The sequence below is a fragment of the Phenylobacterium sp. genome (assembly GCF_030693625.1).
GTDB classification, from domain to species: Bacteria; Pseudomonadota; Alphaproteobacteria; order Caulobacterales; family Caulobacteraceae; genus Phenylobacterium; species Phenylobacterium ferrooxidans.
In genome coordinates, this window is sequence record NZ_JAUYAF010000064.1 from 63976 (window position 1) to 87922 (window position 23947).

Annotated in this window: 25 protein-coding genes, 1 tRNA gene and 1 pseudogene; 11 read left to right on the plus strand and 16 right to left on the minus strand. The window is 67.9% G+C overall.

The genetic code is table 11. The features are described 5' to 3' along the window. Nucleotides 1–2: 2 nt before the first annotated feature. The 3 genes from Q8N10_RS13990 to Q8N10_RS14000 are packed head-to-tail and all read left to right on the plus strand — an operon-like array spanning nt 3 to nt 2409. Nucleotides 3–833, plus strand: coding sequence for an ABC transporter ATP-binding protein (locus Q8N10_RS13990; protein WP_370690211.1), 831 nt, complete (start codon nt 3–5; stop codon nt 831–833). Then, nucleotides 833–1771: an MlaD family protein gene (locus Q8N10_RS13995; RefSeq protein ID WP_304779311.1), complete on the plus strand. Its 939-nt coding sequence runs from the start codon at nt 833–835 to the stop codon at nt 1769–1771. The genes Q8N10_RS13990 and Q8N10_RS13995 overlap by 1 nt, the downstream gene beginning before the upstream one ends. Further along, nucleotides 1768–2409 (plus strand): ABC-type transport auxiliary lipoprotein family protein, encoded by a 642-nt coding sequence (locus Q8N10_RS14000; protein WP_304779309.1) that lies wholly within the window; start codon nt 1768–1770, stop codon nt 2407–2409. Before Q8N10_RS13995 ends, Q8N10_RS14000 begins: the two co-directional genes overlap by 4 nt. Nucleotides 2410–2429: 20 nt before the next feature. Here the strand turns inward: Q8N10_RS14000 and folD are convergent, their stop codons facing one another. The 3 genes from folD to Q8N10_RS14015 all read right to left on the minus strand — a co-directional run bounded on the left by folD (nt 2430) and on the right by Q8N10_RS14015 (nt 5085). Continuing rightward, nucleotides 2430–3326 carry a bifunctional methylenetetrahydrofolate dehydrogenase/methenyltetrahydrofolate cyclohydrolase FolD gene (gene folD, locus Q8N10_RS14005; protein ID WP_304779306.1) on the minus strand — a complete coding sequence of 299 codons (897 nt, stop codon included), beginning with the start codon at nt 3324–3326 and terminating at the stop codon, nt 2430–2432. An 84-nt stretch (nt 3327–3410) separates the two neighbouring features. Further along, complete coding sequence (locus Q8N10_RS14010) at nt 3411–4418, minus strand: S1/P1 Nuclease (protein ID WP_304779303.1); 1008 nt, start codon at nt 4416–4418, stop codon at nt 3411–3413. An 85-nt stretch (nt 4419–4503) separates the two neighbouring features. Next, nucleotides 4504–5085 (minus strand): glutathione S-transferase family protein, encoded by a 582-nt coding sequence (locus tag Q8N10_RS14015; RefSeq protein WP_304779300.1) that lies wholly within the window; start codon nt 5083–5085, stop codon nt 4504–4506. A gap of 261 nt (nt 5086–5346) precedes the next feature. Here Q8N10_RS14015 and Q8N10_RS14020 point away from each other — a divergent pair, with 261 nt between their 5' ends. Further along, nucleotides 5347–5730, plus strand: a complete 384-nt coding sequence (locus Q8N10_RS14020) for a 3D domain-containing protein (RefSeq protein ID WP_370690209.1) — start codon at nt 5347–5349, stop codon at nt 5728–5730. A gap of 131 nt (nt 5731–5861) precedes the next feature. On the opposite strand, the gene Q8N10_RS14025 is transcribed toward Q8N10_RS14020, so the two are convergent. The 6 genes from Q8N10_RS14025 to cobA are packed head-to-tail and all read right to left on the minus strand — an operon-like array spanning nt 5862 to nt 10788. Continuing rightward, a complete protein-coding gene (locus Q8N10_RS14025) occupies nt 5862–6671 on the minus strand; it encodes a ferredoxin--NADP reductase (RefSeq protein WP_304779297.1) in 810 nt (269 codons plus the stop codon). A 24-nt stretch (nt 6672–6695) separates the two neighbouring features. Then, entirely contained in the window at nt 6696–7433 is a 738-nt protein-coding gene (locus Q8N10_RS14030) for a phosphoadenylyl-sulfate reductase (RefSeq protein WP_304779295.1), read from the minus strand. Between the two features lie 2 nt (nt 7434–7435). After that, nucleotides 7436–7939 (minus strand): DUF934 domain-containing protein, encoded by a 504-nt coding sequence (locus Q8N10_RS14035; RefSeq protein ID WP_304779292.1) that lies wholly within the window; start codon nt 7937–7939, stop codon nt 7436–7438. Beyond that, nucleotides 7923–9578: a nitrite/sulfite reductase gene (locus Q8N10_RS14040; RefSeq protein ID WP_304779290.1), complete on the minus strand. Its 1656-nt coding sequence runs from the start codon at nt 9576–9578 to the stop codon at nt 7923–7925. Before Q8N10_RS14040 ends, Q8N10_RS14035 begins: the two co-directional genes overlap by 17 nt. A gap of 5 nt (nt 9579–9583) precedes the next feature. Continuing rightward, nucleotides 9584–9943, minus strand: a complete 360-nt coding sequence (locus Q8N10_RS14045) for a DUF2849 domain-containing protein (protein ID WP_304779287.1) — start codon at nt 9941–9943, stop codon at nt 9584–9586. Continuing rightward, a complete protein-coding gene (gene cobA, locus Q8N10_RS14050) occupies nt 9940–10788 on the minus strand; it encodes a uroporphyrinogen-III C-methyltransferase (protein ID WP_304779284.1) in 849 nt (282 codons plus the stop codon). The genes Q8N10_RS14045 and cobA overlap by 4 nt, the downstream gene beginning before the upstream one ends. A 178-nt stretch (nt 10789–10966) precedes the next feature. Between cobA and gcvA the strand changes: the two genes are divergently transcribed. Further along, nucleotides 10967–11923, plus strand: coding sequence for a transcriptional regulator GcvA (gene gcvA / locus Q8N10_RS14055; RefSeq protein WP_304779281.1), 957 nt, complete (start codon nt 10967–10969; stop codon nt 11921–11923). Nucleotides 11924–11970: 47 nt separating this feature from the next. Here gcvA and Q8N10_RS14060 read toward each other — a convergent pair whose 3' ends face one another. Together Q8N10_RS14060 and Q8N10_RS14065 are read right to left on the minus strand one after the other, a co-directional pair. Beyond that, on the minus strand, nt 11971–13767 hold the full coding sequence (locus Q8N10_RS14060) for an NAD(P)/FAD-dependent oxidoreductase (RefSeq protein ID WP_304779277.1): 1797 nt from the start codon (nt 13765–13767) through the stop codon (nt 11971–11973). A 178-nt stretch (nt 13768–13945) separates the two neighbouring features. After that, a tRNA-Lys gene (locus Q8N10_RS14065) sits at nt 13946–14021 on the minus strand. A gap of 92 nt (nt 14022–14113) precedes the next feature. Between Q8N10_RS14065 and Q8N10_RS14070 the strand changes: the two genes are divergently transcribed. Beyond that, entirely contained in the window at nt 14114–14464 is a 351-nt protein-coding gene (locus Q8N10_RS14070) for an Hpt domain-containing protein (protein WP_304779273.1), read from the plus strand. On the opposite strand, the gene Q8N10_RS14075 is transcribed toward Q8N10_RS14070, so the two are convergent. The 3 genes from Q8N10_RS14075 to Q8N10_RS14085 all read right to left on the minus strand — a co-directional run bounded on the left by Q8N10_RS14075 (nt 14461) and on the right by Q8N10_RS14085 (nt 17608). After that, on the minus strand, nt 14461–15894 hold the full coding sequence (locus Q8N10_RS14075; RefSeq protein WP_304779270.1) for a coniferyl aldehyde dehydrogenase: 1434 nt from the start codon (nt 15892–15894) through the stop codon (nt 14461–14463). The two genes, Q8N10_RS14070 and Q8N10_RS14075, sit on opposite strands and share 4 nt — an antisense overlap. Before the next feature lie 83 nt (nt 15895–15977). Next, nucleotides 15978–16577 (minus strand): glutathione S-transferase family protein, encoded by a 600-nt coding sequence (locus Q8N10_RS14080; protein ID WP_304779267.1) that lies wholly within the window; start codon nt 16575–16577, stop codon nt 15978–15980. Continuing rightward, nucleotides 16574–17608, minus strand: a complete 1035-nt coding sequence (locus Q8N10_RS14085) for a RimK family alpha-L-glutamate ligase (RefSeq protein ID WP_304779264.1) — start codon at nt 17606–17608, stop codon at nt 16574–16576. Before Q8N10_RS14085 ends, Q8N10_RS14080 begins: the two co-directional genes overlap by 4 nt. 80 nt (nt 17609–17688) lie before the next feature. On the opposite strand from Q8N10_RS14085, the pseudogene Q8N10_RS14090 reads away from it, so the two are divergent. The 5 genes and pseudogenes from Q8N10_RS14090 to Q8N10_RS14110 form a co-directional block, all read left to right on the plus strand. After that, nucleotides 17689–17778: pseudogene (locus tag Q8N10_RS14090) on the plus strand (MBL fold metallo-hydrolase); the annotation flags it as partial. Nucleotides 17779–17837: 59 nt separating this feature from the next. Next, nucleotides 17838–18311, plus strand: coding sequence for an AAA family ATPase (locus tag Q8N10_RS14095; protein ID WP_304779262.1), 474 nt, complete (start codon nt 17838–17840; stop codon nt 18309–18311). A 191-nt stretch (nt 18312–18502) separates the two neighbouring features. Beyond that, complete coding sequence (locus Q8N10_RS14100) at nt 18503–19564, plus strand: glycine zipper 2TM domain-containing protein (protein WP_304779259.1); 1062 nt, start codon at nt 18503–18505, stop codon at nt 19562–19564. A 143-nt stretch (nt 19565–19707) separates the two neighbouring features. Next, nucleotides 19708–20433, plus strand: a complete 726-nt coding sequence (locus tag Q8N10_RS14105; protein ID WP_304779250.1) for a glutathione S-transferase N-terminal domain-containing protein — start codon at nt 19708–19710, stop codon at nt 20431–20433. Continuing rightward, nucleotides 20433–21425, plus strand: coding sequence for an isopenicillin N synthase family oxygenase (locus Q8N10_RS14110; protein WP_304779247.1), 993 nt, complete (start codon nt 20433–20435; stop codon nt 21423–21425). Before Q8N10_RS14105 ends, Q8N10_RS14110 begins: the two co-directional genes overlap by 1 nt. 86 nt (nt 21426–21511) lie before the next feature. On the opposite strand, the gene Q8N10_RS14115 is transcribed toward Q8N10_RS14110, so the two are convergent. Together Q8N10_RS14115 and Q8N10_RS14120 are read right to left on the minus strand one after the other, a co-directional pair. Continuing rightward, nucleotides 21512–22870 carry an amidohydrolase gene (locus Q8N10_RS14115; RefSeq protein WP_304779246.1) on the minus strand — a complete coding sequence of 453 codons (1359 nt, stop codon included), beginning with the start codon at nt 22868–22870 and terminating at the stop codon, nt 21512–21514. Nucleotides 22871–22906: 36 nt separating this feature from the next. Next, nucleotides 22907–23853 (minus strand): IS630 family transposase gene (locus tag Q8N10_RS14120; protein ID WP_304779243.1). Its coding sequence is split into 2 segments (ribosomal slippage): nt 22907–23517 and nt 23517–23853, totalling 948 coding nucleotides; the frame shifts between segments, so codons are not numbered across the junction. Between the last annotated feature and the right edge of the window lie 94 nt (nt 23854–23947).

Consider the following 23947-nt stretch of genomic DNA (forward strand, 5'->3'; position numbering starts at 1 on the left):
GCCTGGAGACGCCGGACGACGTCGAACTAACCGAGGACGAACTGCCGACCACCGGCCCCGCCATCACGGTGAAGGGCCTGGTCTCCCGGTTCGGCGAGAAGGTCATCCACGATGGCCTGGACCTGGTGGTCAAGCGCGGCGAGGTCCAGGGCGTCGTGGGCGGATCCGGCAGCGGCAAGTCGGTGCTGCTCAACACCATCATTGGCCTGAAGACCCCCGACGGCGGCACGGTGCAGGTGTTCGGCCAGGACATTCAGCGCGCCTCGCGCCGCAAGTGGTCGGCCATCGAGCGCCATTGGGGGGTGCTGTTTCAGCAGGGCGCCCTGTTCTCCAACCTGACGGTCCGCGAGAATGTCGCGGCTCCCATGTACGAGCATACCAACATACCCAAGCGGGTGGTGATGGAGCTGGCGGAGCTGAAAATCGCCCTGGTGGGCCTGCCCGCCAACGCCGCCCACTTGAAACCCTCGGAGCTGTCGGGGGGCATGCGCAAGCGCGCGGGCCTGGCCCGCGCCCTCGCCCTCGACCCCGAACTGCTGTTCCTCGACGAGCCGACCGCCGGCCTCGACCCCATCGGCGCCGCGGCCTTCGACGAGCTGATCAAGGACCTCTCCGACAGCCTGGACCTGACCGTCTTCATGATCACCCACGACCTCGACACCCTCTACGCCATCACCGACCGGGTGGCGGTGGTGGCCGACAAGAAGGTGGTCGCCAACGCCCCCGTGCGCACGCTGGAAAAGTCGAAGCACCCGTGGATTCGTGAGTATTTCCTGGGGCCGCGCGGCCGGGCCGCGGTGCGTTCAGCGACAAAAGCCGAGACAATGGTCTGATGGAAAAAGACGCCAACTACGCCCTGGTGGGCCTTTCGACCCTGATCCTGTTCCTGGGTCTGGTGATCTTCGGCGTGTGGCTGGCCAAGGTCCAGTTCAGCCGCGATTACCAGCTCTATGACATTGTCTTCCAGGGGCCCATCAACGGCCTGACCCAGGGCGGCGAGGTGCGGTTCAACGGCATCAAGGTGGGCGAGGTCACCAAGATCGAGCTGGCCCGCGACAACCCCAAGAACGTGGTGGCCCGCGCCCGCGTGACCTCCGACGTGCCGATCCGCGTGGACTCCGTGGCCACCCTGGAGCCCCAGGGCATCACGGGCGTGAACTATGTGCAGATCAGCGCCGGCGTTCAGTCCAAGCCCCTGCTGCGTTCGGTGACGCCGGACGGCAAGGTGCCGGTGATCCGCAGCCAACGCAGCACGTTGTCGGACCTGCTAGCCGGCGGCGGCACGGTGCTGAGCCGCACCGTCGAGGCCCTGGACCGGGTCAACAAGGTGCTGTCGGACCAGAATGTGAAGACCTTCTCCGCCGCGCTGAACGACGCCCAGGCGGTCACCGCCGAGCTGCGGGAGCGCAAGGCGGTGATCGCCGACGCCCAGAAGGCCCTGCAGAGCATCGACGCCGCGGCCCAGTCCTTCGCCGAACTCGGGCGGTCGGGCCAGGCGCTGGTGGACGGCGATGGCAAGCGCACCATGCGGAATGTCGCCGACGCCGCTGAGGAGACCAAGGCCGCAGCCAAGGACCTGCGCCAGATCATGAGCAAGCTGGAAGGTCCGACCAGCGACTTCGCCACCACGGGCCTGCCGCAGATCACGGCGGCGACGGTGCAGCTGCAACAGACCGCTGAGGCGCTCGAGCGCCTGGCCAACGAACTCCAGACCAACCCGCGCGGCGCTGTCGGCAAGCCGCCCGCCAAGGAAATCGAGGTGAAGCCATGACCCGTCTTCAGCGCCTGATCCGGCTCTCGGCCGTGGCTCTGACCGCCGTGGCCCTCTCCGGCTGCATTTCGCTCTTCCCGAAGAGCAAACCGGCCAACCTCTACCGCTTCGACTATCTCATGCCGGCTGAGGCCGCCTCGCCGCCGCGGGCGAGCGGCGAGAAGTTCGGGGTGCTGAAGCTCTCCAACGAGTTCAACAAGGCGGCCGCCGGCGACCGGATCATGACGGTCACCGCCGGCAGCGACGTGGCCTATATCGCCGAGGCCCGCTGGGTCTCGCCGGCCTCGGTGCTGTTCGACGAGGCGGTGAGCCGGGCCTTCGACCAGGATGGCCGGTCCGCCCGGTTGATCAGCCGCGGGGAGATCGGCCAGTCGGACTATGTCCTGAAGCTCGACGTGCGCGACTTCCAGGTCAACTACGCCGCGCCGAAGGGCCGCCCTTCCGTGGTGGTCAATGTGCATGCGGTGCTGACACGGTCCGCCGACCGCAGCGTGGCGGCCGAGCGCACCTTTTCCCAGACGGTCGCGGCCGACGGGGACCGCCAGGCCGACATCGTGCGCGCCTTCACCGTGGGGGTCAGCGGCGTGCTCCGCGACCTGGTGGAATGGACCTCGTCGTTGGGGAAGGCGGCGAGCTGAGCCGCTGACGGCCTGGGTGCCTAACCCTCGAGCCCGTGGATCCGCTTGGCGGCGGTGACGGTGTTGGCGAGCAGGCAGGCCACGGTCATCAGGCCGATGCCCCCGGGGACCGGCGTGATGTTGGCCGCGACCTTCTCCGCCTCCTTGAAGGCCACGTCGCCCACCAGCTTGGTTCTGCCCTCGGCGGCCTTCACGGGATCGCGGAACGGCACCCGGTTAATGCCGACGTCGATCAGGGTGGCGCCGGGCTTGATCCAGTCGCCCTTGATCATCTGAGGCCTGCCCACGGCGGCGACGAGGATGTCGGCCTCTCGGCAGACGGCGGGTAGATCCACGGTGCGCGAGTGGGCGATGGTCACCGTGCAGTCGGCCTGCAGCAGCAGCTGGGCGATGGGGCGGCCCACCAGCACCGAGCGGCCCACCACCACGGCGCGCTTGCCGGCCAGGTCGCCAAGGGTCTGGCGCAGAACCAGCATGCAGCCCAGCGGCGTGCAAGGGATCAGGGCCGGCATGCCGCTGGCCAGCAGACCGGCATTGACCACGGTCAGGCCGTCCACGTCCTTGTTGGGGTCCATGGCCGCGAGCACCATTTTCTCGTCGAGGTGCTTGGGCAGAGGCATCTGGACCAGGATGCCGTGGATTTTCGGATCGTCGTTGAGCTGCTCCACCAGGGCCATCAGCTGGTCCTGGGTGGTGTCGGCCGGCAGGCGGTGGGTCTCTGAATGCATGCCGGCGGCCAGGGAGTGCTCGCCCTTGGACCTGACATAGACCTGGCTGGCCGGATCCTCGCCCACCAGCACCACCGCCAGGCCCGGCTGGATCCCATGCTCGGACTTGAGCATGGCCACTTCGCCGGCCGCCTGAGCGCGGACCAGCTCGGCGAGGGACTTCACGTCGAGGGTGTGGGCTTGGGGCATGGGCGCTCCTGCGCGGTCGCGAACTTGGCGTCCGACTACCGGTTCAGGCCGCCCCGCGCAATGCGGACCGGTTCGAGAAGCCGCCTAGCGCCCGCTGAACAGCGAGTCGTACGGATCGACCTTACCGCTGACGGAGTCGGCGACGGACGCCGCCGGCCAACCCAGCTTCACGGTGAGGCTCTCCGCCCAGGCCTCGGTGATCAGGTCACGCAGTTCAGAGGCCCCAGCCGCCAGCCGCTCGGTGGCGAAGGCCACGCCCTTCGGATTGGCTGGGCTGAAGCCTCCCGCCTTCTCCAGTTCATAGAGAGGGACCACCTGGCGACCGGCGATCAGCAGATAGGCGGACACCCGCGCCTCGATGGGGCCGTCGGCGGTATGGGGTCGCAGCAGGTTGGCGCGCACCATGGTCGGGGTCACGTACTGGGTGGCGAAAACGTCCTCGAAGGGCGCGTGAATTTTCGCTGTCGTGTAGCCGTTAGGGTTGGGGTAATCGCCCCAGCCGTTGTAGTGGCCGCTGACATGCAGGGGTTGCGATCCGTCGCCGACATAGTGGGCGAGGTAGCCGATGGTCACCAGCATCAGCTGTTCGCGGCGCAGGCGGTCAGCGTGCAGCCAGGCGCGGCGCGCCTTGTTCTTCTCGCGGCCTTCAGCGGCCATGCCCATGCGCCAATAGCCCATGTCGGTGACGAGCTGCTGGTACTTCTCGATGATCGCATAGGGCAGGTAGCCGGCCTTCCAGCTGTCCTGGCCGGCGGCGCGCAAAGCGGTTTCGTAGGCCGCACGAGTCGGCGGCAGGGCGTCCAGGCGCGGGCCGCCGAGGATGCGGCCGTCCTCCTCGTAATCCACGAAATGCGCCGGATCGAGGTTACTGAAGTGCACCTTGCCCGAGCCCTTGATGCGGTCCGGCTCCCGCGACAGTTCGCCGATCGCCTGGATGGCGGCGGGGCTGCGCAGGAAAGCCGGCAGGGTCGGCGGCAGAGCACGCGTGGCTTCCTGTCCGATCATCCGGTGGCCGGTGTTGCTCCAGGCGAGGGCCGGGGCTGGCGCGGCGGCGATCAAGACGGCGGCGAGATGCAGGGCGAGACGTTTCATGCCTCCGATTTGAAGGCCGGCGCCGTCGAAGGCAAGTGCGTGAAGTCCGAGCCGCGGCGAATTCACCGGAACGTCGCAAGCCGCCCTAGATGATAGCCAAGGCCTTCTCCACCCGGGCGATCCAGGCCAGCACCCTCGGATAGTCGGCCAGGCGGAAGCCGCCGTCGCCGGCCTCGCGGGTGTAGGCCACCAGGGCGACGTCGGCGAGACTGACCGCCCCGTCCACCAGGAAGGGTGAGGCCGCAAGGCCGTCCTCAAGCCGCTGCAGGGCCGCCTTGCCGCGCTCCACGATGCGCGGCTCCAGGTCCGCCACCGCCTTGCCCTGGAAGCGCACCTGGAAGCGGGCGACGGCGACATAGGGCTCGTGGCTGTACTGCTCCCAGAACATCCACTCCAGCATGCGGGCGCGGTCATAGGGGTCGGCGGGGATGAGGGCCGAGCCCTCGGCCAGGTGCAGGATGATGGCGTTGGACTGGGCCAGGGGCCGACCGTCGTCGAGAATCACGGCGGGGACCTGGCCGGCGGGGTTGAGGGCCAGGAATTCCGGCGTCCGGGTGGCCGCCTTCAAGACATCAGTCTCGATCCAATCATAGGAAAGCCTGAGATGATCGGCGGTCCACTTCACCTTCAGGCAGTTGCCCGAGATCGAGTCTCCAAAGATGCGCATGCGGCCTGCCCCATTGTTTGAGGAAGCTTGATAGACCAAGAGTCCACAGGCGCAATGTATGCTGTCTACAGGGGATCGCGGGCCAGGCTATTCCCGGGGTTGCCCTGACGCCAGAGTCCCGGTACTCAGACCCTCGCTGACAGATCAACGACGTAGGATCCCCATATGGGACGCCACCTCGCCGCCCTGGCCGCCCTTCCCCTTCTGGCTTTCGGAGGTGGAGCGCACGCCGCTCCTTCCGACCCCATCGGGGATCTCCTGATGAACGCCCTGACGGGCGCCGTGCCCGGGTCGGCCGACTATCGCCTCAAGGCGACCCTCTATCACGCCGGCGCCAAGGGCGTGGGCGCGCTGGACTCCCTGGGCTGCAAGGTCGTGGCCATGCGCACGGCGGCCATCGACAAGAGCCTGATCCCACGCCGGACCATCCTGTTCATCAAGGAGACGGTGGGGCTCTCCATGCCCGATGGATCGGCCCATGACGGCTACTGGTACGCCTCCGACGTGGGCGGCGCGATCAAGGGCCAGCGGATCGACCTCTATACCGGGGCTGGCGCCGGCTCGATGAAGCCTTTGCGACCGTTGAACCTGGCCCAACTGACGGTCACCAAGACCGGCCAGTTCAAGGGCTGCCCGCCGAAATAGGCGGACTCTTCCCGCCCCTTCATGGGGAGAGTGGACGAAGTAAAGCTTCGGACGCGTGGGGATGCTGGCCACACTCCCCCACCCCCACCGCTATCGCGGTCTGCCCCTCCCCATGAAGGGGAGGGAGAAGATCACGTCTCGACGAAGGCCCGCTCCAGGACGTAGTCGCCGGGGCTGGCCAGTGAACCCTCAACATAGCCGCGGGCTTCCAGCAGGACCTTCAGGTCGGCCAGGACCGAGGGGCCGCCGCATAGCATCAGGCGGTCGACGGCGGGATCCAGGGGCGGCAGGCCCAGGTCCTCGAAGATCTTGCCCGAGGCGATCAGGTCGGTGATCCGGCCCTGGTGCTTGAAGGGCTCGCGGGTGACGGTGGGGTAGTAGCGCAGCTTGGGCGCGACGATCTCGCCCAGGATCTCGTCCTGCGGCAGCTCGGTCTCGAACAGCTCGCGGTAGTTCAGATCCGCCACATTGCGCACCGTGTGGGTGACGATCACCTCGTCGAAGCGGTCATAGACTTCGGGGTCGCGGGCCAGGCTCAGCCAGGGGGCGAGGCCGGTGCCGGTGCCCAGCATGTAGAGGCGCTTGCCCGGCTTCAGGCCGTCCAGCACCAGGGTGCCGGTGGGCTTCTTGCCGATGAGCACTTGGTCTCCGACCTGGATCTTCTGCAGGCGCGAAGTCAGCGGGCCGCTATCGACCTTGATGGAATAGAATTCCAGCTCGTCGTGCCAGGACGGCGAGGCGATGGAATAAGCGCGCAGCAGCGGCTTGCCGTCCACCTCCAGGCCCACCATCACGAACTGGCCGCTCTGGAAGCGGAAAGCCGGGTCGCGGGTGGTGCGGAACGAAAACAGGCTGTCGGTCCAGTGCTGGACCCAGGTCACGGTCTCATGGAGGAAGGCGCCAGCCTTCTTGGCCGGAGCGGCGGCGGTCACATCGGTCATGATCGGTCTGCTTGAAAGCTTGGACTAGATATCGCCGCCGACGTTCGTCACGGCGTCGGGCGCGCGGGCGACATGTATGCCGCATTCGGTCTTTTCGGAACCCGCCCAGCGACCGGCGCGTACATCTTCGCCCTCCTCCACCGGCTTGGTGCAGGGCCAGCAGCCGATCGAGGGGAAGCCCTGGGCCACCAGGGGATGGGCCGGCAGATCGTGTTCGGCCATATAGGCGTCGAGCTCGGTCTTGCCCCAGTTGGCCAGGGGGTTGAACTTCACCTGCCCATCGGCCTGCTCCACCACCGGCAGGGACAGGCGGTCGCCGCCATGGAAGCGTTTGCGGCCGGTGATCCAGCCATCGAAGTCCTTCAGGGCGGTGTCCAGTGGGATCACCTTGCGGATGTTGCAGCAGGCGTCGGTGTCGGTCTGCCAGAGGTTGGCCTTGGGATCGACGGTGGCCAGGTCGGTATAGAGCGGCCGCAGGTCGCGCACGTCCGTCAGGCCCAGCCTGGCCGCCAGGTTGCGCCGGTAGTCGAGGGTCTGGCCAAACAGCATGCCGGTGTCGAGGAACATGATCGGCATGTTCGGCTTGATCCTGGAGACCATGTGCAGCAGCACCGCCGACTCCGCCCCGAAGGACGAGACCAGGGCGAGCTTGTCGCCGAAGGTCTCGACGGCCGATTCCAGCACCGTCACCGGATGGGCGTGGCGCAGTTCGGCGTCAAGGCGCAGGGCGATCTGCGGGCGTTCCAGTTGATCAAAGGCCATGCTCAGGACTCCGCACGCTCGGTGAAGGCCGGGGTGCGGCCGTCAGAGGCGCGTTGATAGACGTGACGATGACGATTGGCGGCGTGGGCCCATTGCTCGGGGCTGGAGCCGTCGGCGGTTTCAAAACTGTCGCAGCCGCAGCGGGTCAGGAAGTTGGCCTCCTCGCGCAGCACCTCTCCCACCGCCCGGACCTCGCCCTTGAAGCCGAAACGGCCGCGCAGCAGATGGGCCGTGGAGAAGCCGCGGCCGTCGCGGTATTTCGGGAAGGCGACCGCCACCACCGCCAGCTTGGGCAGGTCATAGGCGAGCGCCTCGACCTCCTCGTCCGGCTCGATGCGCACGCCCACGGAGCGGCCCTGGGAGATCAGGGCGTCGCCCTCGGCGGAGAACCGGGTCAGGGAGACGATCACATCGCCCGAGGGCATGCCCTCGTCGTCGGCGACATGGGTGAAGGGGTCGTCGGCCGAAACGAACTGGCCGTCGATGATCCTAATGAGCTTCGGCATAGACAGCCTCCTTGAAGGGGGCCGAGCCCGTGCGGCGGAAGGTGTCGAGGAACCGCTCGCCCTCGACGCGCTCGCGCAGATAGACCTCGACGATAGTGTCGATGGCGTCGGTGACGCGGTCGGCGGGAAGCGCCGGGCCCAGCATCTTGCCGACCTCGGCGTCCTCGGCCCCGGAGCCGCCCAGGGTGAGCTGGTAGAACTCCTCACCCTTCTTATCGACGCCCAGAATGCCGATGTGGCCGACATGGTGGTGGCCGCAGGCGTTGATGCAGCCGCTGATCTTGATCTTCAGTTCCCCCACCAGTTCGGCGCGGTCCTGGTCAGCGAAGCGGTGGGCGATGTCCTGGGCGATGGGGATGGCGCGCGCATTGGCCAGCGCGCAGTAGTCCAGCCCAGGGCAGGCGATGATGTCGGTGATCAGGTTGATGTTGGGGGTCGCCAGGCCCGCGGCGGCCAGGGCCTGGAACACGGCGTGCGCATCGTCCAGCTTCACGTGGGGCAGGACCAGGTTCTGCTCGTGGGTGATGCGGATGTCGTTCTGGCCGTAGCGTTCGCCTAGGTCGGCCACCACATCCATCTGGTCGGAGGTGGCGTCGCCGGGCGTGTCGCCGATCCCCTTCAGGGAGATCTCGACGATGGTGTAGCCCGGCCGCTTGTGGGGCTTGAGGTTATTGCGGGCGAAGCGCGCGAAGGCGGGATCAGCGGCCTTGGCGGTCTCGAAGGCTTCCGAGCGGTTCACCAGGGTGTCGAAGGCCTTGGGGGCGAAGGCCGCGCGGATGCGGGCGATCTCGGTGTCGGGCATGTCGGCGCCCGCACCCACCTTTTCCCACTCTTCCTCGACCTGGCGCGCGAACTCCTCGCGGCCCAGGGCGGCCACCAGGATCTTGATCCGGGCCTTGTAGCTGTTGTCCCGGCGACCGTGGCGGTTGTAGACGCGCAAGGTGGCGTCCAGGTACGAGAACAGCCGGTTGGCCGGGAGAAACTCGCGGATCGTCGGCCCGACATAGGGCGTGCGCCCCATCCCGCCGCCGACGATCACCTCAAAGCCCATGGTGCCGTCGCGGGCGCGGCGGACCACCAGGCCGATGTCGTGGACCCGGGCGGCCGTGCGGTCCTTGGGCGCGGCGGTGACCGCGAACTTGAACTTGCGCGGCAGGTGGCTGAATTCCGGGTGCAGCATCGACCACTGGCGGATGGCCTCGGACCAGACGCGCGGGTCGTCGATCTCTTCGGCCGTCGCCCCGGCATAGGGGTCGGAGGTGACGTTGCGGATGCAATTGCCGCTGGTCTGGATGGCGTGCAGGTCGACGGTGGCCAGCTCCTCCAGGATCGCGGGCGCCTCGCGCAGCTTGATCCAGTGAAACTGCAGGTTGGTGCGGGTGGTGAAGTGGCCGTAGCCCTTGTCGTAGCGGCGGCCGATATCGGCCAGCTTGCGCAGCTGGGTCGCGTTCAGCGAGCCGTAGGGGATCGCCACCCGCAGCATGTAGGCGTGCAGCTGCAGATAGAGCCCGTTGCGCAGACGTAGCATCTTGAACTGGTCTTCGGTGATCTCGCCGGCCAGGCGGCGCTCCACCTGTTCCTTGAACTCCGCGGCGCGGTCGGCCAGGAATTCCCTGTCGATGGTGTCGTACTGATACATCGGCCCTACTTACGCTTGATCAGGTTGACGCGGCCGGTGGAGCGCGAGGCGCCGGCGGCATGCCGCAGGGCCTCGATGGCCGCTCCGCCCTCGGCCTGCTTGCCATGGGTCGGGTGGTTGAGAGGCCCGAGCGCCCGGATGCGCTCCCGGAAGCTCAGCGGGGCCCAGAGGCCCTCGCTCTCGATCAGGTCGATCAGATAGACGTCGATCACCGTATTGGGCTGGGACTTGCCCGCGCCCTCGGCGGCCTCGCCGCTGGCGTCATCGGCGAACAGCTCGGCGTCGGCGAACCGCTCCACCCAGGCGCCCTTGTTCCAGAACACGACCTCGCCGTCGTCCAGGCGATTGGCGGTCAGCGCCTTCATGATCCCACTCCCCGCTCGAGATCGCGAGCTTCGACACTTTGAACAAATTGCGCGGTCCCGGCCTGAGCCAGGGCCATGGCCTCACCCACGATCAGCAGGGCGGGACCGGAAACATCGGCGGCGGCGGCGGCCAGACCCGCCAGATCGGTGACGACGCGGCGCTCCTCGGCGCGGCTGGCGTTCTCGACGATCAGGGCGGGCGTCGCGCCCGCACGGCCGGCGGCCATCAGGCGCTCGGCGATTCCGCCGGCGGTGGAGAGGCCCATATAGATCACCACCGTGTGGTTGGCCTTGGCGAGGCCGGCCCAGTCCAGGTCCGGGGTCTCCCCGGTGGCGGCGTGGCCGGTGACGAAGGTGACCGCCTGGGCCGCCCCGCGATGGGTCAGGGGAGCGCCGGCGCTGGCGGCGCTGGCCAGAGCCGCGGTGACGCCGGGCACCACATGGCAGACGACGCCCGCCTCGCGGCAGGCTTCCAGCTCCTCGCCGCCCCGGCCGAAGATGAAGGGATCGCCGCCCTTCAGCCGGATGACCGTCAGGCCCTCCAGGGCGAAGGCCACCAGCATCCTGTTGATCTCGCCCTGGGCGTAGGAATGGCGCGACTTGCGCTTGGCCACCGAGATGCGGCGCGCGGCTGCCGGCGCCAGGTCCAGAATCTCGTCGCTGACCAGGCCGTCGTGCACCACCACGTCAGCGGTCGCCAGCACCTTGAAGGCCTTGAGGGTCAGCAGTTCCGGGTCTCCGGGGCCCGCACCCACCAGCCACACCGAGCCGGCCGCGCGCACGCCTTCGCCGCCCAGGACGACGAGGCGGTTGGCGGTGGGGGCCTTGGGCGCGCGGCGCGACATGGGCTTTCAGGTTCTCTAACGACTAGGTTTGAGTTTTGAGGCGCGACGGGCTCTACACCCGCCTCGCCCGATGTCCACCGATGAAAAGGGCCTATACACCGCCGGACGCTTGCAAACTGGTCTCGGAGGGCCCAATTCGCAAGCCAAGGTCTTCTGCCGGGGCTGTCAGGAAAACTCCATGGAACGCGACGCGCCGCGCCGCAGGTTGCCGCCGCTGAACGCCCTTCGCGCGTTCGAGGCCGCCGCCCGCCACCTCAACTTCTCACGCGCGGCCGACGAGCTGTCGGTGACGCCGGGAGCTGTCAGCCAGCAGATCCAGAACCTGGAAGACTATGTGGGCGCGGCGCTGTTCAAGCGCACCCCCAAGGGCCTGCTGCTGACCGACGCGGCCCAGACCGCCCTTCCCGCCCTGCGCGAGGCCTTCGACCGGCTGGCCGAGGCCGCCTCCATGCTGACCGCCGCCGTGGACGGCCGTCGCCTGACCCTGACCGCCGCCCCCTCCTTCGCCGCCAAGTGGCTGGTGCCGCGCCTGGGCAAGTTCGAGGAGCTGCATCCGCAGGTGGACGTCTGGCTGTCGGCGGGCCTGGAGCTGGTGGACCTCACCGCCGGCGAGGTGGACGTAGCCATCCGCTACGGCGCCGGCCGCTATCCCGGCCTGGAGGTCCGCCGCCTGATCGGCGAGACGGTGATCCCGGTGCTGAGCCCCGAACTGCAGGCCTCCAACCCCCTGAATTCGCCGGCGGATCTGCTGGGTCACATCCTGCTGCACGATGGCTCGCCAGAGCCCGACGACAGCTGCCCCGACTGGACCATGTGGCTGGCGGCACGTGGGGTTAAGGGCGTGGACGGCGCCCGTGGCCCCCGCTTCAACCAGTCCAGCATGGTGATCGAGGCCGCCGCCAACGGCCGCGGCGTGGCGCTCGCCAAACGCACCCTGGCCCAGGCCGACCTGGACGCCGGCCGCCTGGTCTCGCCGCTGCAGATCTCGACCGCCGTGGACTTCGCCTATTACGTCGTCCACCCCAAGGCCAAGGGCCGCCTGCCCCAGGTGAAGGCCTTCATCAACTGGATCACCGCAGAGGCCGAGGCCCACGAGCTGGCCCTGCAGGCGCTGGACAACGGGGCGGGGATTTAGGGACCCCTTCCTCCTCCCCTTGCGGGAGAAGGAAGGGGTCGTTCTGCCTACCGGAAGCTCAGCCCCTCGAACTGCCCGGACGTCCGCCAGTCCTCAATGTACTTGAAGAAGGCGGTCGCGCCCTGAGGGTAGCCGACATTGTACTTGGCCGCCGGGCCGGGGCTCTGGCCTTCGTTGTTGTAGTAGCCCGGCGTGCAGTCGGGCGCGCCCATCATGCGGCCGGCGCCGGTGAGCAGCAGGTCGACCCAGGCCTTCTGAGCCTCCGGCGTGACCTCCACCTCCTTGGCCCCGACATCGAGGGCGTGCTTCACCGTCAGGGCGATGGTGCGTCCCGATTCCGTCAGGTTGTGCGGCACGTTGGAGATCAGGTTGGCGCCCTGGGTCGGCTGCACGAAGAAGGCGTTGGGGAAGCCCAGGACGTGGATGCCGTGCTTGGACTTCATGCCCTCGGCCCAGGCCTCCGACAGGGTCTGGCCGCCCACCCCGGCGACCTCGAAGCCCGCGCGGCGCTTGTATTCCGTGCCGACCTCGAAGCCCGAGGCGTAGATGATGCAGTCGACCTCGTACTCGACGCCAGCCACCACGAAGCCCTTCTCGGTGATGCGCTCCACGCCCTGACCGTCGGTGTCGATCAGGGTGGTGCTGGGCTCGTTGAAGGCCTGGAGGTAGGCGTCGTGGAAGCAGGGACGCTTGCAGAGCTGGCGGTACCAGGCCTTGAGGTTCTCGGCGGTCTCGCGGTCCTTGACGATGGCCTCGGCCCGCGCGCGGATCTCCTCCATCTTTTCGAAGTCGCTGTCTTCGTAGGCGGCGAGCATCTTCTGCGGGGTCAGGCCCTCGCGAGGGAGCTGGGAAATCTTGGCGCGGATCCGGCGCGACAGGTCGGTCCAGCCGTCCATCACCAGGTCTTCCTCGGCGTTGCCGCCGGCCTGGTTGGCGGTGAAGTTTTCCAGCCAGCGCTTCTGCCAGCCCGGAGTCGCGATCTCGGCGAACCACTCCGGGTCGATGGGCTTGTTGGCGCGGACGTCCACCGAGGACGGCGTGCGCTGGACGACGAACAGCTGCTTGCAGGCCTTGGCCAGGTGGGGGACGGCCTGGACCGAGGTCGCGCCGGTGCCGATGATGGCGACTCGCTTGTCGGCCAGCTTCTCCATCTTGGCGCCCTTGGGGTCGCCGCCGGTGTAGTCGTAGTCCCACCGGCTGGTGTGGAACGAGTGGCCCTTGAAGGTCTCGATACCCGGAATGCCCGGCAGCTTGGGCACGTGCAGCGGCCCGGTGCCCAGGCCGATGAAGCTGGCCGTGAATTCGTCGCCGCGGTTGGTCTTGATCACCCAGCGGGAATTGGCGGCGTCCCAGCGCAGATCCTCAACCTCGGTGTGGAAGAGCGCGTTCTCATAGAGGCCGTACTGCTTGCCGATCCGCTGGCACTGCTCGAGGATTTCGGGGGCGTGCGCGTACTTCTCGGTCGGCATGTGGCCGGTTTCTTCGAGCAGCGGCATGTAGATCATTGAGGCGGTGTCGCACTGGGCGCCCGGATAGCGGTTCCAGTACCAGGTGCCGCCGAAGTCGCCGCCCTTCTCGATGATGCGCACATCGGTCACGCCGGCTTCCACAAGGCGAGCCCCGGTCACCAGGCCTGCGAAGCCACCGCCCACGAAGGCGAAGGTGACGTGGTCGGTCTTGGGCGCCCGCTCGACGCGGGGCGTGTAGGGGTCTTCGAGGTAGTGGGCCAGGTTGCCCTTCACCTCCAGGTACTGGGCGTTGCCGTCGGCCCGCAGGCGCTTGTCACGCTCGGCGATGTACTTGGCCAGCAGGGCCTTCTTGTCGATCACAGCCGCAGTGGTCATTTCAATGGCCTCAGTCTTAAATTCAAAGAAAACAAACACCTGAGCCGCCAGGGCCGGAGTCGTAACTTAGAAGATAGAGTATGGCGCGGGACAAGGCTAGCCACGCGGGCGAATTCCCACGCGCCGAGCGGGGATGGCGATGTCGTGAAGTTCTGGAACAGTCCGTCCACCAAACGAATGGTGGGTGCAGTAGGATTCGAACCTACGACCCGCTGATTAAGAGTCAGCTGCTCTACCAACTGAGCTATGCACCCGTACCGTTCGGAGCCCGCGAGGGCCTGTCGGCAAGGGCGCGGAACATACTTGAAGCCTCGGTGAAAGCAAGGCGGGTAAGGGGACGAATTTTTTGGCCAGGCGAGACCTCACCGGCGCGGTGGATTTTGCGTACCTCGAAGACTTCGCTGCGGGCGATACCGGCGTCGTGGACGAGGTCCTCGCCCTCTTCCGAGAGCAGGCCAATCTGTGGTCGGCGATGCTCGATCCGACCAGCGAGGGATGGCTGGACGCAGTCCACACCATCAAGGGCGCGGCGCGGGGCGTCGGGGCCTTTCAGCTCGGCGACGCCTGCGAGGTGGCCGAGCAACAGGGCGCGGTGCGCCTTGAGAGCGTTCGCATCGCCCTCCAGGCCGCGCTGAGCGACGTCGCCGCCTATGCCCACGAGCGGGCGCTGCAGTCTCTGAAAACCCCGCGAAGCTAGCGCTTCATCGCGCCGTCGAGATATTTGCGGATGCCGGGGCCGTAGGGCGGGCGCATCTGCACCAGGGGGCCGATGTCCTTCTTGATCTGGGTGTAGATCGCCTTGCGGTGGCTGAACTCGCGGAAACCGTCGATCCCGTGGTAGCTGCCCATGCCCGAGGGGCCGACGCCGCCGAAGGGCAGCTCCTCCTGGGCCACGTGGAAGACCACATCATTGATGGTCACCCCGCCGGCCGTGGTGCCGTTCAGCACCTTCTCCTTCTCCGCGGCGTCATCGCCGAAATAGTAGAGGCCGAGCGGGCGGTCGTGGGCGTTGACGTAGGCGATGGCCTCGTCGACCCCGGAATAGGTCTTCACCGGCAGGACCGGGCCGAAGATCTCCTCCTGCATCACCAACATGTCGTCGGTCGGGTCGATGATCAGGGTCGGCGCGATCTTGCGGTGTTCCTGCTGGCTCAGGTCCTCGCCATCGGGCTTCATCTCAATGATCCGCGCACCTTTGGTCCGGGCGTCGTCCACATAGCCCTTGATGCGGTCATAGTGCCTATCCGCCACGATGGCGGTGTAGTCGGGGTTGTCGCGGATGGTGGGGAACATCTTGGCCACTGCGCCCTGCGCATGGCCGATGAAGTCCTCCAGCTGATCCTTCGGGGTCAGGACATAGTCAGGCGCCAGGCAGATCTGGCCGGCGTTGAGGGTCTTGCCATTCATCACCCGGGCGGCGGCCGTGGCCATGTCGGCGGACTTGCCGAGGATCACCGGGCTCTTGCCGCCAAGTTCCAGGGTCAGGGGCACGAGGTTGGCCGAGGCGGCCTTCATCACGTGGCGGGCGATGGCTGTCGCGCCGGTGAAGATCAGATGGTCGAAGGCCAGTTCGGAGAAGGCCTGGCCCACCTCCGGCCCGCCGGTGATCACCGCGATCTCCTCCTCGGAAAAGACGCTGGAAAACATCACCGCCATCAGCTCCGAGGTGGCGGGCGTGAATTCCGACGGCTTGATCATCGCCCGATTGCCGGCGGCCAGGACGCCCGCCAGGGGGGCGAAGGTCAGGTTCACCGGGAAGTTCCACGGACTGATGATCCCCACCACCCCCTTGGGCTGGAACCGCACCTCGGCCTTGGCGCCGAACAGGCCCAGGATCGCGGGCGTCGTCTTGCGCTTCTCAGGCTTCATCCACTTGGTCAGGCTGTCGCGGGCGTGCTTCAGCGGGCCGATGGAGCCGGCGATGTCAGTGAAGGCGGTGGCCTCCCGCGAGCGGGAACCGAAGTCGGTGTTGAGCGCGTCCTCGATGGCCTTGCGGTTATCGATGAGCAGGCCGATGCAGCGGTCGATCCGCGCGATCCGCTGCTCCGCGGTGGGGGCGCCATCGCGTAGGTGGGCGGCCTTCTGCCGTGCAAGCAGGGCGTTCATCGAAGCGGCGTCGTGGGCCATGGTCGTCTGTCCTCCGGTCGTCGGCGGGCTCTTTGGTCGGCCGCCGTGACCGGAGCTTAGCAGGCTTTCCGCCTGCCGTTGGGTCAGGCCGGGATGGTGCTTTTCAGCGAAGGCCGCTCGGAGATCGCCGCGAAGAAGGCGGCCAGTTTCGGGTGACCGGAGCGCCAGCCGTTCTCCGGGAACCGCAGATCCAGGTAGCCGAGGGCGCAGGCCACACAGATGTCGCCCAAGCCGGGGTTGGCGGCGTCACGGGCCGAGGTCTCCAGCAGGTCCACGGCGCGCTCGATCTTGCCCGCCTGCCCGGCCAGCCACTCCGGCCAGCGCATCGCCTGCGGCCGCATGGCCAGCTCGTAGCGGCTGAGCAGCGCTGCATCGAGGATGCCGTCGCAGGCCGCCTGCTCCACCAGGGCGGCCCAGCGAGCGTCGCCCGAGCGCGGGGCGAGGGCCCTGTCGGTCAGGCTGTCGAGATAGTCGACGATCACCCGGCTGTCATAGATCGTCCGGCCATCCGCCAAGACCAGGGTAGGTATCTTGGCCAGGGGGTTGGCCGCCGCCAGCCCCGGATCGGCCGCCTGGGAGGGGTTGGCGCCCACCACCACCTCATCCAGGGCGATCCCCAGCTCGAGGGCGCAGATGCGGACCTTGCGGGCATAGGGCGAGGTCGGAGAATAGAGGAGCTTCATATCGGGGTTCCTGGGCTCCCGCCGTCCCCGGCATGTCGCCAGCGCGTCGGGTCAGCCAGCAGATCGAGAAGGGCCGTACGGATCGCCTCGACGGGCGCGTCCCACATATTGGGCGGCGGCACGGTACGAGCCAAGAAGTTCATGCAGGCGTTGGACTCGAACACCAGAAGGCGCCCGTCCTGGTCCAGGTGGCAGTCGATGCCGAAGACGTCGAGCCCCAGGCGGCGGGCGATCTCGTGCACAGCGGGCGCGATCACGGGCAACAGGCCCTCCTGGAAACTCGCCAGGCGCGCTTCCTCATCGGCTTCGGTGTCCACGCCCTGGCTGTCGGCATGGAGCAGCCAGGTGTCGCCGATGATCACGTGACGCAGAATGATCTGGTCCCCGATCACCGCGAGGCGATATTTGCGATGCACGCCGTCCGGGTCGGCGAACGGATGAAACTCGGTCACATAGACCTGGGCGCCGCACATCCAGCCCGCCACCAGGCCTTCCAGGTCTTCTGGGCGATCCATTCGCAGCAGTTCCTTGCCGCCGTAGGCTCCGACAGGCCGGATCAGGACGGGATAGGTCATCCCCAGGTCGGCGATCATCCGAGCCAACTCCTGGGGACCCGCGCTGCTCAGACGCTCGGTCCGCGGCGCCACCACCCCCGGCATGCCCTCCAGCGCCCTGGCCACCTTGTCGCGCCCGGACCGCAAAACCGCCCCGGGAGGATTCAGGCAAGGCCGCCCCATCGCGCGGGCCAGCCGTTCGGCCTTGGCCAGGGCCATGCCGTAGATGTCGGGGTCGGCGAGGTAGTTCACCATCGGCCCCGGCGCGATCCGCAGACTCATCGGGCCGGCGGGAGGCGCAAACCAGATTTCCCGGGCGCCGGCGAGGCGGTCGCCGAGGTAGCTCAGGTAGCTGCAGGTCCCGGAGAAGACATAGGTCGGCCGCCGAAGCAGACCCTGCCCCCGGGCGAGCACCCTGCCGTCATCAGGCACGCCCATGAGCAGGAGGTAGTCCTTGAAATCGACGCCAGGAGACAACTTACTGAGACTCTTCAACAACTCGTCGGGCAGCGATGGTCCAGTCCGGGCTCAAAGTCCAGGCGGGAGCTCACCCCGGCGCCCCGACCCTGATCCTCCCCTCGCTGCAGGTGACCATCCGGGCCGGCGCCCTGCCCCCGCCCTCGCCCGGTGGGCACGTCCAACTCTAGCTGCTGGTGACCCTGGCCTAGGTCTGGGCCGCGCCCCCCGCCCGGGCTAGAGGTGGGCCATGACCCGCATTCTCCTTCTGGGCTGCGCCGGCAGCGGCAAGACCACCCTGGCGCGGCGGCTGTCGGAAAGGACCGGGGCGCCGATGATCGACCTGGACGCGATCTGGCGAGGCCGCGTCCAGGAGACCTCGGATTTCCGCGCGACCCTGCAGGTGCTGCACGCGCAGGACGCCTGGATCAGCGACGGCAATTTCGCGGCGGTCACCTTTGACCTGCGGATACCGAGGGCCGACCTGGTGGTCTGGCTCAATCGCCCTCGCATCACCTGCGCCTGGCGCGCCATCATCCGCACGTTCCAGGCGGGCGAGATGCATCGCCCCGGCGATCTCGCCACCGTGCTGCGCTTCATCTGGAACTTCGAGCGCCAGAACCGGCCGCGGATCGAGGCGCTGCGGATACAGCATGGGCCTGACGTGCCGGTGGTCCGGCTGCGAACGGACGGTGAGATCGCCGCCTTTGTGGAGCGCCTCTAGGCACGGTGGTTCCGCGGGCTCACGCCGGTCCAGCGCTTGACGGCGCAGGAGAAGGCGCTGGCCTCCGAGACCCCGACCGTAGCCGCTGGGTGACACCCGCGACCTGCCCCCCCGGCGCCTGAGGAACCGCCACCGTGCCGCCGCGTTTAACCTCCCGACGGACGGATACAATGTCCCCAGGAGTGCCCCCTATGCGCAAGACCCTTCTCGCCGCAGGCATCGCCGCCGCGGCCCTGCTGCCCACCTTCGCCTTGGCCCAACAGACTTGCGAAGAGCAACAGCGAAACAACCGTGTCGCCGGCACCGTGATCGGCGCGGGCCTCGGCGCCATCCTCGGCAGCCAGGTCTCCGGCAACGGCGCCCGCACCGAAGGCTCGGTGGTCGGCGCGCTGGCCGGCGGCTTCGCCGGCAACCAGATCGCCAAGTCCCGCACCAATTGCGCTAGCCCCAACGCCTATGGCTACTACGACAGCAACGGCGCGTGGCATGCCAACGCCGTCGATCGGGCCAGCGCACAGGGCTACTACGACCGCGACGGCCGTTGGGTCGATGGCGCGCCGAGCGGCTACTACGACAGCCAGAACCGCTGGGTCGCCGCCAACACGAACGCTTCGGCCAGCGGCTATTATGACCGCAATGGCCGCTACGTTCCGGCCTCGGCCAGCGGCTACTATGACGTGAACGGCCAGTGGGTCGGCGCCTCGGCCAGCGGTTACTATAGCAACGGCCGCTGGATCGCCGGTCCCGCCACGGGCCGCTATGACGCCAATGGCCGCTGGATTCCCGGCCAAGCCGCCGGTCGTCGTGACGCAAACGGCGTCTGGATCGCCGACGCTCAGCCGGGCTACTACAACAGCAACGGTCGCTGGGTCGCAGGCCAATCCTACGGCTATTACGACGGCCAAGGCCGCTGGATCGCCACGGCGCCGGCCGCCTCCGGCTACGGCCAGAACGCCTCCTACGAGCAGGGCTCGGGTTGGTCGGGCTCGCCGATGGACGTCCGCGGCCGCCAGGCCTGGCTTCAGGAACGCATTCAACGCGGGCTGAACGACGGCTCCCTGTCCGGGGCCGAGGCCAATCAGGCCCAACGCTCGCTCAACATGATCAGCCGCCAGGAACGTGGCATGCGCCACTACCGCAACGGCCAGCTGAGCCGTCGCGACGCCGCGACGATCCAAGCCAAGCTGGATGTGGTGGCCCGCAACATCCGCGCTGATCGGCGCGACAACGACCGTACGCCGCGCGGTTACTAAGGCCTTCGGTCCCGGCCGATAATGCAGCGGGCCTCCGGCATTGCCGGGGGCCCGTTTGCTTGTGGCCCGTTGCAGATTTTTTGGGATTGAGGCGGCCCATCTCGGGCCTAGGCTCGCAGGATTGAAATCCCGCGAGGCGCTCCATGCTCGATCTCCACTACTGGCCCACTCCGAACGGCAAGAAGGTCACCATCCTGCTGCAGGAGCTGGGGGTCGCCTACAACATCGTGCCCGTGAACATTGGCCGGGGCGACCAGTTCACCGACGCCTATCTGAAGATCGGCCCCAACAACCGCATGCCGGTGCTGGTGGACCACGAGCCCGCGGACGGCGGGGGCCCGCTGAGCGTCTTCGAGAGCGGCTCGATCATGATGTACCTGGCCGAGAAGTTCGGGAAATTCTGGCCGCAGGACGTGCGTGGCAAGTACGAGGTCAACCAGTGGGTCGTCTGGCAGATGGCCAACCAGGGCCCCAAGACCGGCGAGCGCGGCCACTTCAGCCGCGTCGATCCCAAGCACGGCGACCAGGCCTACGCTCAGCGGCGGTTCAACGACGAGGTCCATCGCATGTACGGGGTGCTGAACAACCGGCTCTACGACCGTCCGTGGATCGCTGGCGACGACTACACCATCGCCGACATGATCGCCTATCCGTGGACCGCGTCCTGGGAGCTGCAGGGCATCGACATGGGCGAGTTCCAGTACTTCAAGCGCTGGTGGGACACGATGGCCGCCCGCCCTGCCGTGGTGAAGGGCATGGCCGTGGTCGCCGGCCCGCCCGAAGACCCCGCCACCGTGACGCCCGAGGAGCGCGAGCGACGCATGAAGCTGCTCTACAACCAGCGCGCCCGACCGGCGCCCGCCGCCTGATGGCGACCCTCCCAGTCATCGAGATGAGCCCCCTGTTCGACCGCGCCGACGCGGTGGGCCGGGCGCGGGTGGCCGGGGAGATCGCCAGGGCCTGCGAGGCGCACGGCTTCTTCTACCTGACCGGACATGGGATCGACCTTGCGACCCTGGCCGACCTTGAGACGCAGAGCCGCAGGTTCTTCGCCCTCCCGGAGGAGGAAAAGCTGAGGATCGACATGGCCCGCGGCGGCCGGGCCTGGCGAGGCTACTTCCCAGTCGGGGGCGAGCTTACCTCCGGGGCGCCGGACCAGAAGGAAGGCCTCTATCTGGGGACCGACCTGGCCGCCAATCATTCTCGGGTCCAGGCGCGCATGCCCCTGCACGGCGCCAACCTGTGGCCCCCCGCCCTGCCCGAACTGAAGGTGGCCGCTGAGGCCTATATGGCCGGGGCGACACGCGCGGCGGCGGCGCTGATGGAGGGGTTCTCGATCAGCCTGGGCCTGCCCGACGACTATTTCCGCGACGCCTACACCACCGAACCGACCGTGCTGTTCCGCATCTTCAACTACCCTGCTCAGGGGCCCGGCGCGGACGCCAGGTCCTGGGGCGTCGGCGAGCACACCGACTACGGCCTGCTTACCCTGCTGGCCCAGGACCGGTTCGGAGGCTTGCAGGTCAAGGCGCCCGGCGGCTGGATCGAGGCGCCGCCCATCGAGGGCGCCCTGGTCTGCAATATCGGCGACATGCTGGAGCGGCTGACCGGCGGGCGGTACCGCTCGACGCCGCACCGGGTGAGGAATGTGAGCGGTCACGACCGCCTGTCCTTCCCGCTGTTCTTCGACCCGGACTTCAACGCCAGAATGGCGCCCCTACCGGGCGTGGCCATCACCACTGGGGCCGATGGCCGCTGGGACGGCGCCAGCGTGCACGACTTCGACGGGACCTATGGCGACTACCTCCTCTCCAAGGTGGCCAAGGTGTTCCCGAACCTGGTGGACGACGCTCTGACCTAGCCCCCCTTGCAGCCGCGCCCCGGCCGATCATGAGCGAGGCGGCGGTCGGGCGACTGACCCGCAAGGTCAAGCTGTCGCCAGTTTTCCTACCTGGCGCGATAGACCACCTTGCCCCCCACCACGGTCATCACGGCGTGGGCCTTGGCGATGTCGGGGAACGGGGCGGTCATCAGGTCCACCGAGAAGACGGAAATGTCGGCGGCCTTGCCGACCGCCAGGTCCCCCAGGTCCTTCTCGCGGAACACCGCATAGGCCGCGCCCTTGGTGAGCATGGCCAGGGCCTGCGGCCGGGTCAGCACCTCGTCCAGCCCCCAGTTGGGACCGGCGAAGCCCTGCAGGTCGTGGCGGTAGGTCGCGGCGTAGAACTCGATGAGCGGATCACCCTTCTCCACTGGCGCGTCGGTGCCGGCGGCCAGATGCGCGCCGCTGGTCCGGAGCGCCTGCCAGGCATAGGCGCCCTTCAGCCGCGCCTCGCCCAGGCGGGCGGGGGCGAAGTGGAGATCGCCGATGGCGTGGGACGGCTGCATCGAGGCGATGACCCCGTTGTCGGCGAAGCGCGGGATGTCGTTGGGGGAGATCACCTGGGCATGTTCGATGCGCCAGCGCGCGGCGCGCAGTTGCGCGGGGTCACCGTCAAACGCGGTCTCAAAGGCGTCCAGCACCAGGCGATTGCCCCGGTCGCCGATGGCGTGAATGGCCATCTGCGCCTTCGACTTGCGCGCCGCCGCCAGGGTCTTGGCCACCACCTCGGGCGGGGTCAACAACAGGCCGGTTCCCGGCGCGTCGTCATAGGGCGCCAGCAGGGCCGCCCCACGCGAGCCCAGCGCGCCGTCGATGTACATCTTGATGCCGTCCACTCGCACCAAGCCTGTGGGATCAGCGGACGGACCTGTGGTCAGCAGGGTCCCTTGACTGGACAGGTCCATGAAGTTGTCCACCCGGATCGGCAGGGTCCCGGCGGCCGCCATGGCGTTCAGGATCTCCACGTCCCGGGCCGCGACACTGACGCTGTGCATCCCGGTCCAGCCGCGGGAGGCGTAGAGGTCCGCCGCCCGCTGGGCGGCCTCGCGCAACTGGGCCTCGGTCGGCGGCGGGACCTTCACCAGCGCCTTGGCGTTGTCCACCAGCAGGCCGGTGGGCTCGCCCTTGCTGTCCCGCAGGATCTGGCCGCCGGCGGGGTCGGGGGTGTCGCGGGTGATACCGGCCAGGGCCAGCATCTTGGAATTGACGAGGATGGCGTGGCCGTCGGAGCGGCCCAGGACCACGGGGCGGTCGGAGACCACGGCGTCCAGGTCGGCCCGGTTGGGGAAGCGCTTCTCAGGATAATGGGTCTCGATCCAGCCTCGGCCCGACAGCACCTCGGGACCGGGATGGGCTAGGGACCAGGCCTTAACCTTGGCGGTCATCTGCGCGATGGAGGCCGTGCCCTCCAGATTCAGGGTCATCTCCCGCAAGCCGACGCCCATTAGAGCATTTTTCGATCAGTCTGCATCGTATCCAGCGGCGGCGAAGTAGTTCGCGCATTCCCTTGGTGTGAAGGCGTCGATGATTTGAGCGATGGCTGACCAGAGCTGCTCGAGGGTTCTGGCGGCGGCCTTTCGGAGCATGGCCTTGAGCTTTGCGAAGGCGTTCTCGATGGGGTTCAGGTCGGGGCTGTAGGGCGGCAGGAAGACCAGGGTGGCGCCGGCGGCCTCGACGGCGGCCCTGGCCGAGGCGTTCTTATGGGCGGCCAGGTTGTCGAGGACGACGATGTCGCCGGGGCTCAGGGTTGGGACCAGGACCTGCTCGACATAGGCCAGGAACCAGGCGCCGGTCATGGGGCCGTCCAAGACCATGGGGGCGGTCATTCCGGTCAGTCTCAGGCCGCCGATGAAGGTGGTGGTCTTCCAGTGGCCGTGAGGAACGCTGGCGCGCAGGCGTTGGCCGCGTAGGGCGCGCCCGTGGCGCCGCGCCATCTTGGTGGTGGCCCCGGTTTCGTCGAGGAAGACCAGCCGGGCGGGATCGAGATCGAGCTGACCCTCGAACCAGCTCTGTCGCCGGCTCAGGATATCTGGCCGACTTTGCTCGTCCGCGTGCGCCGACTTTTTTTGAGCGTGATCCTGCGACGGTCGAAGAACCGCCAGACCGCAGTGGTGCTGACCGTAACACCGTGCTCGGCCAGGACCGCCTGCATCTCAGCCAGCGTGATGTCCGGCTGGGCTTCCAGGCGCCCGAGGATCAGATCGGCGTGCTTTTCAATGAGGCCTGAGCGCCGATCACCGCCCAGCGGACCGGGCCGCACGTCGCCTGTCTTGAGCGACAGGCTACGCCAACGGATCGCGCTCGCCGCGCTCACACCAAACCGCACCGCGGCCGCGCGACACGATAAGCCCTCGCCAATCGCGCCGATCACACGCTCACGAAGATCAACTGACAGCGCCTTGCTCATAGGTGCCAGCCTCCGTCACCAGCACAGAGCTTGAATCAGAATCCGCGGGCCCTGGGAATCCCCAACGATTCAATCAGGTCGCAGAATGCTCTAG

What these genes read in the sequence shown, in the direction of transcription:
- Q8N10_RS13995 (WP_304779311.1), top strand. Translation starts at nt 833, where the DNA reads ATGGAAAAAGACGCCAACTACGCCCTGGTGGGCCTTTCGACCCTGATC.
- Q8N10_RS14000 (WP_304779309.1), top strand. Translation starts at nt 1,768, where the DNA reads ATGACCCGTCTTCAGCGCCTGATCCGGCTCTCGGCCGTGGCTCTGACC.
- folD (WP_304779306.1), bottom strand. Translation starts at nt 3,326, where the DNA reads ATGCCCCAAGCCCACACCCTCGACGTGAAGTCCCTCGCCGAGCTGGTC.
- Q8N10_RS14010 (WP_304779303.1), bottom strand. Translation starts at nt 4,418, where the DNA reads ATGAAACGTCTCGCCCTGCATCTCGCCGCCGTCTTGATCGCCGCCGCG.
- Q8N10_RS14015 (WP_304779300.1), bottom strand. Translation starts at nt 5,085, where the DNA reads ATGCGCATCTTTGGAGACTCGATCTCGGGCAACTGCCTGAAGGTGAAG.
- Q8N10_RS14020 (WP_370690209.1), top strand. Translation starts at nt 5,347, where the DNA reads ATGAACGCCCTGACGGGCGCCGTGCCCGGGTCGGCCGACTATCGCCTC.
- Q8N10_RS14025 (WP_304779297.1), bottom strand. Translation starts at nt 6,671, where the DNA reads ATGACCGATGTGACCGCCGCCGCTCCGGCCAAGAAGGCTGGCGCCTTC.
- Q8N10_RS14030 (WP_304779295.1), bottom strand. Translation starts at nt 7,433, where the DNA reads ATGGCCTTTGATCAACTGGAACGCCCGCAGATCGCCCTGCGCCTTGAC.
- Q8N10_RS14035 (WP_304779292.1), bottom strand. Translation starts at nt 7,939, where the DNA reads ATGCCGAAGCTCATTAGGATCATCGACGGCCAGTTCGTTTCGGCCGAC.
- Q8N10_RS14040 (WP_304779290.1), bottom strand. Translation starts at nt 9,578, where the DNA reads ATGTATCAGTACGACACCATCGACAGGGAATTCCTGGCCGACCGCGCC.
- Q8N10_RS14045 (WP_304779287.1), bottom strand. Translation starts at nt 9,943, where the DNA reads ATGAAGGCGCTGACCGCCAATCGCCTGGACGACGGCGAGGTCGTGTTC.
- cobA (WP_304779284.1), bottom strand. Translation starts at nt 10,788, where the DNA reads ATGTCGCGCCGCGCGCCCAAGGCCCCCACCGCCAACCGCCTCGTCGTC.
- gcvA (WP_304779281.1), top strand. Translation starts at nt 10,967, where the DNA reads ATGGAACGCGACGCGCCGCGCCGCAGGTTGCCGCCGCTGAACGCCCTT.
- Q8N10_RS14060 (WP_304779277.1), bottom strand. Translation starts at nt 13,767, where the DNA reads ATGACCACTGCGGCTGTGATCGACAAGAAGGCCCTGCTGGCCAAGTAC.
- Q8N10_RS14075 (WP_304779270.1), bottom strand. Translation starts at nt 15,894, where the DNA reads ATGGCCCACGACGCCGCTTCGATGAACGCCCTGCTTGCACGGCAGAAG.
- Q8N10_RS14080 (WP_304779267.1), bottom strand. Translation starts at nt 16,577, where the DNA reads ATGAAGCTCCTCTATTCTCCGACCTCGCCCTATGCCCGCAAGGTCCGC.
- Q8N10_RS14095 (WP_304779262.1), top strand. Translation starts at nt 17,838, where the DNA reads ATGACCCGCATTCTCCTTCTGGGCTGCGCCGGCAGCGGCAAGACCACC.
- Q8N10_RS14100 (WP_304779259.1), top strand. Translation starts at nt 18,503, where the DNA reads ATGCGCAAGACCCTTCTCGCCGCAGGCATCGCCGCCGCGGCCCTGCTG.
- Q8N10_RS14105 (WP_304779250.1), top strand. Translation starts at nt 19,708, where the DNA reads ATGCTCGATCTCCACTACTGGCCCACTCCGAACGGCAAGAAGGTCACC.
- Q8N10_RS14110 (WP_304779247.1), top strand. Translation starts at nt 20,433, where the DNA reads ATGGCGACCCTCCCAGTCATCGAGATGAGCCCCCTGTTCGACCGCGCC.
- Q8N10_RS14115 (WP_304779246.1), bottom strand. Translation starts at nt 22,870, where the DNA reads ATGACCCTGAATCTGGAGGGCACGGCCTCCATCGCGCAGATGACCGCC.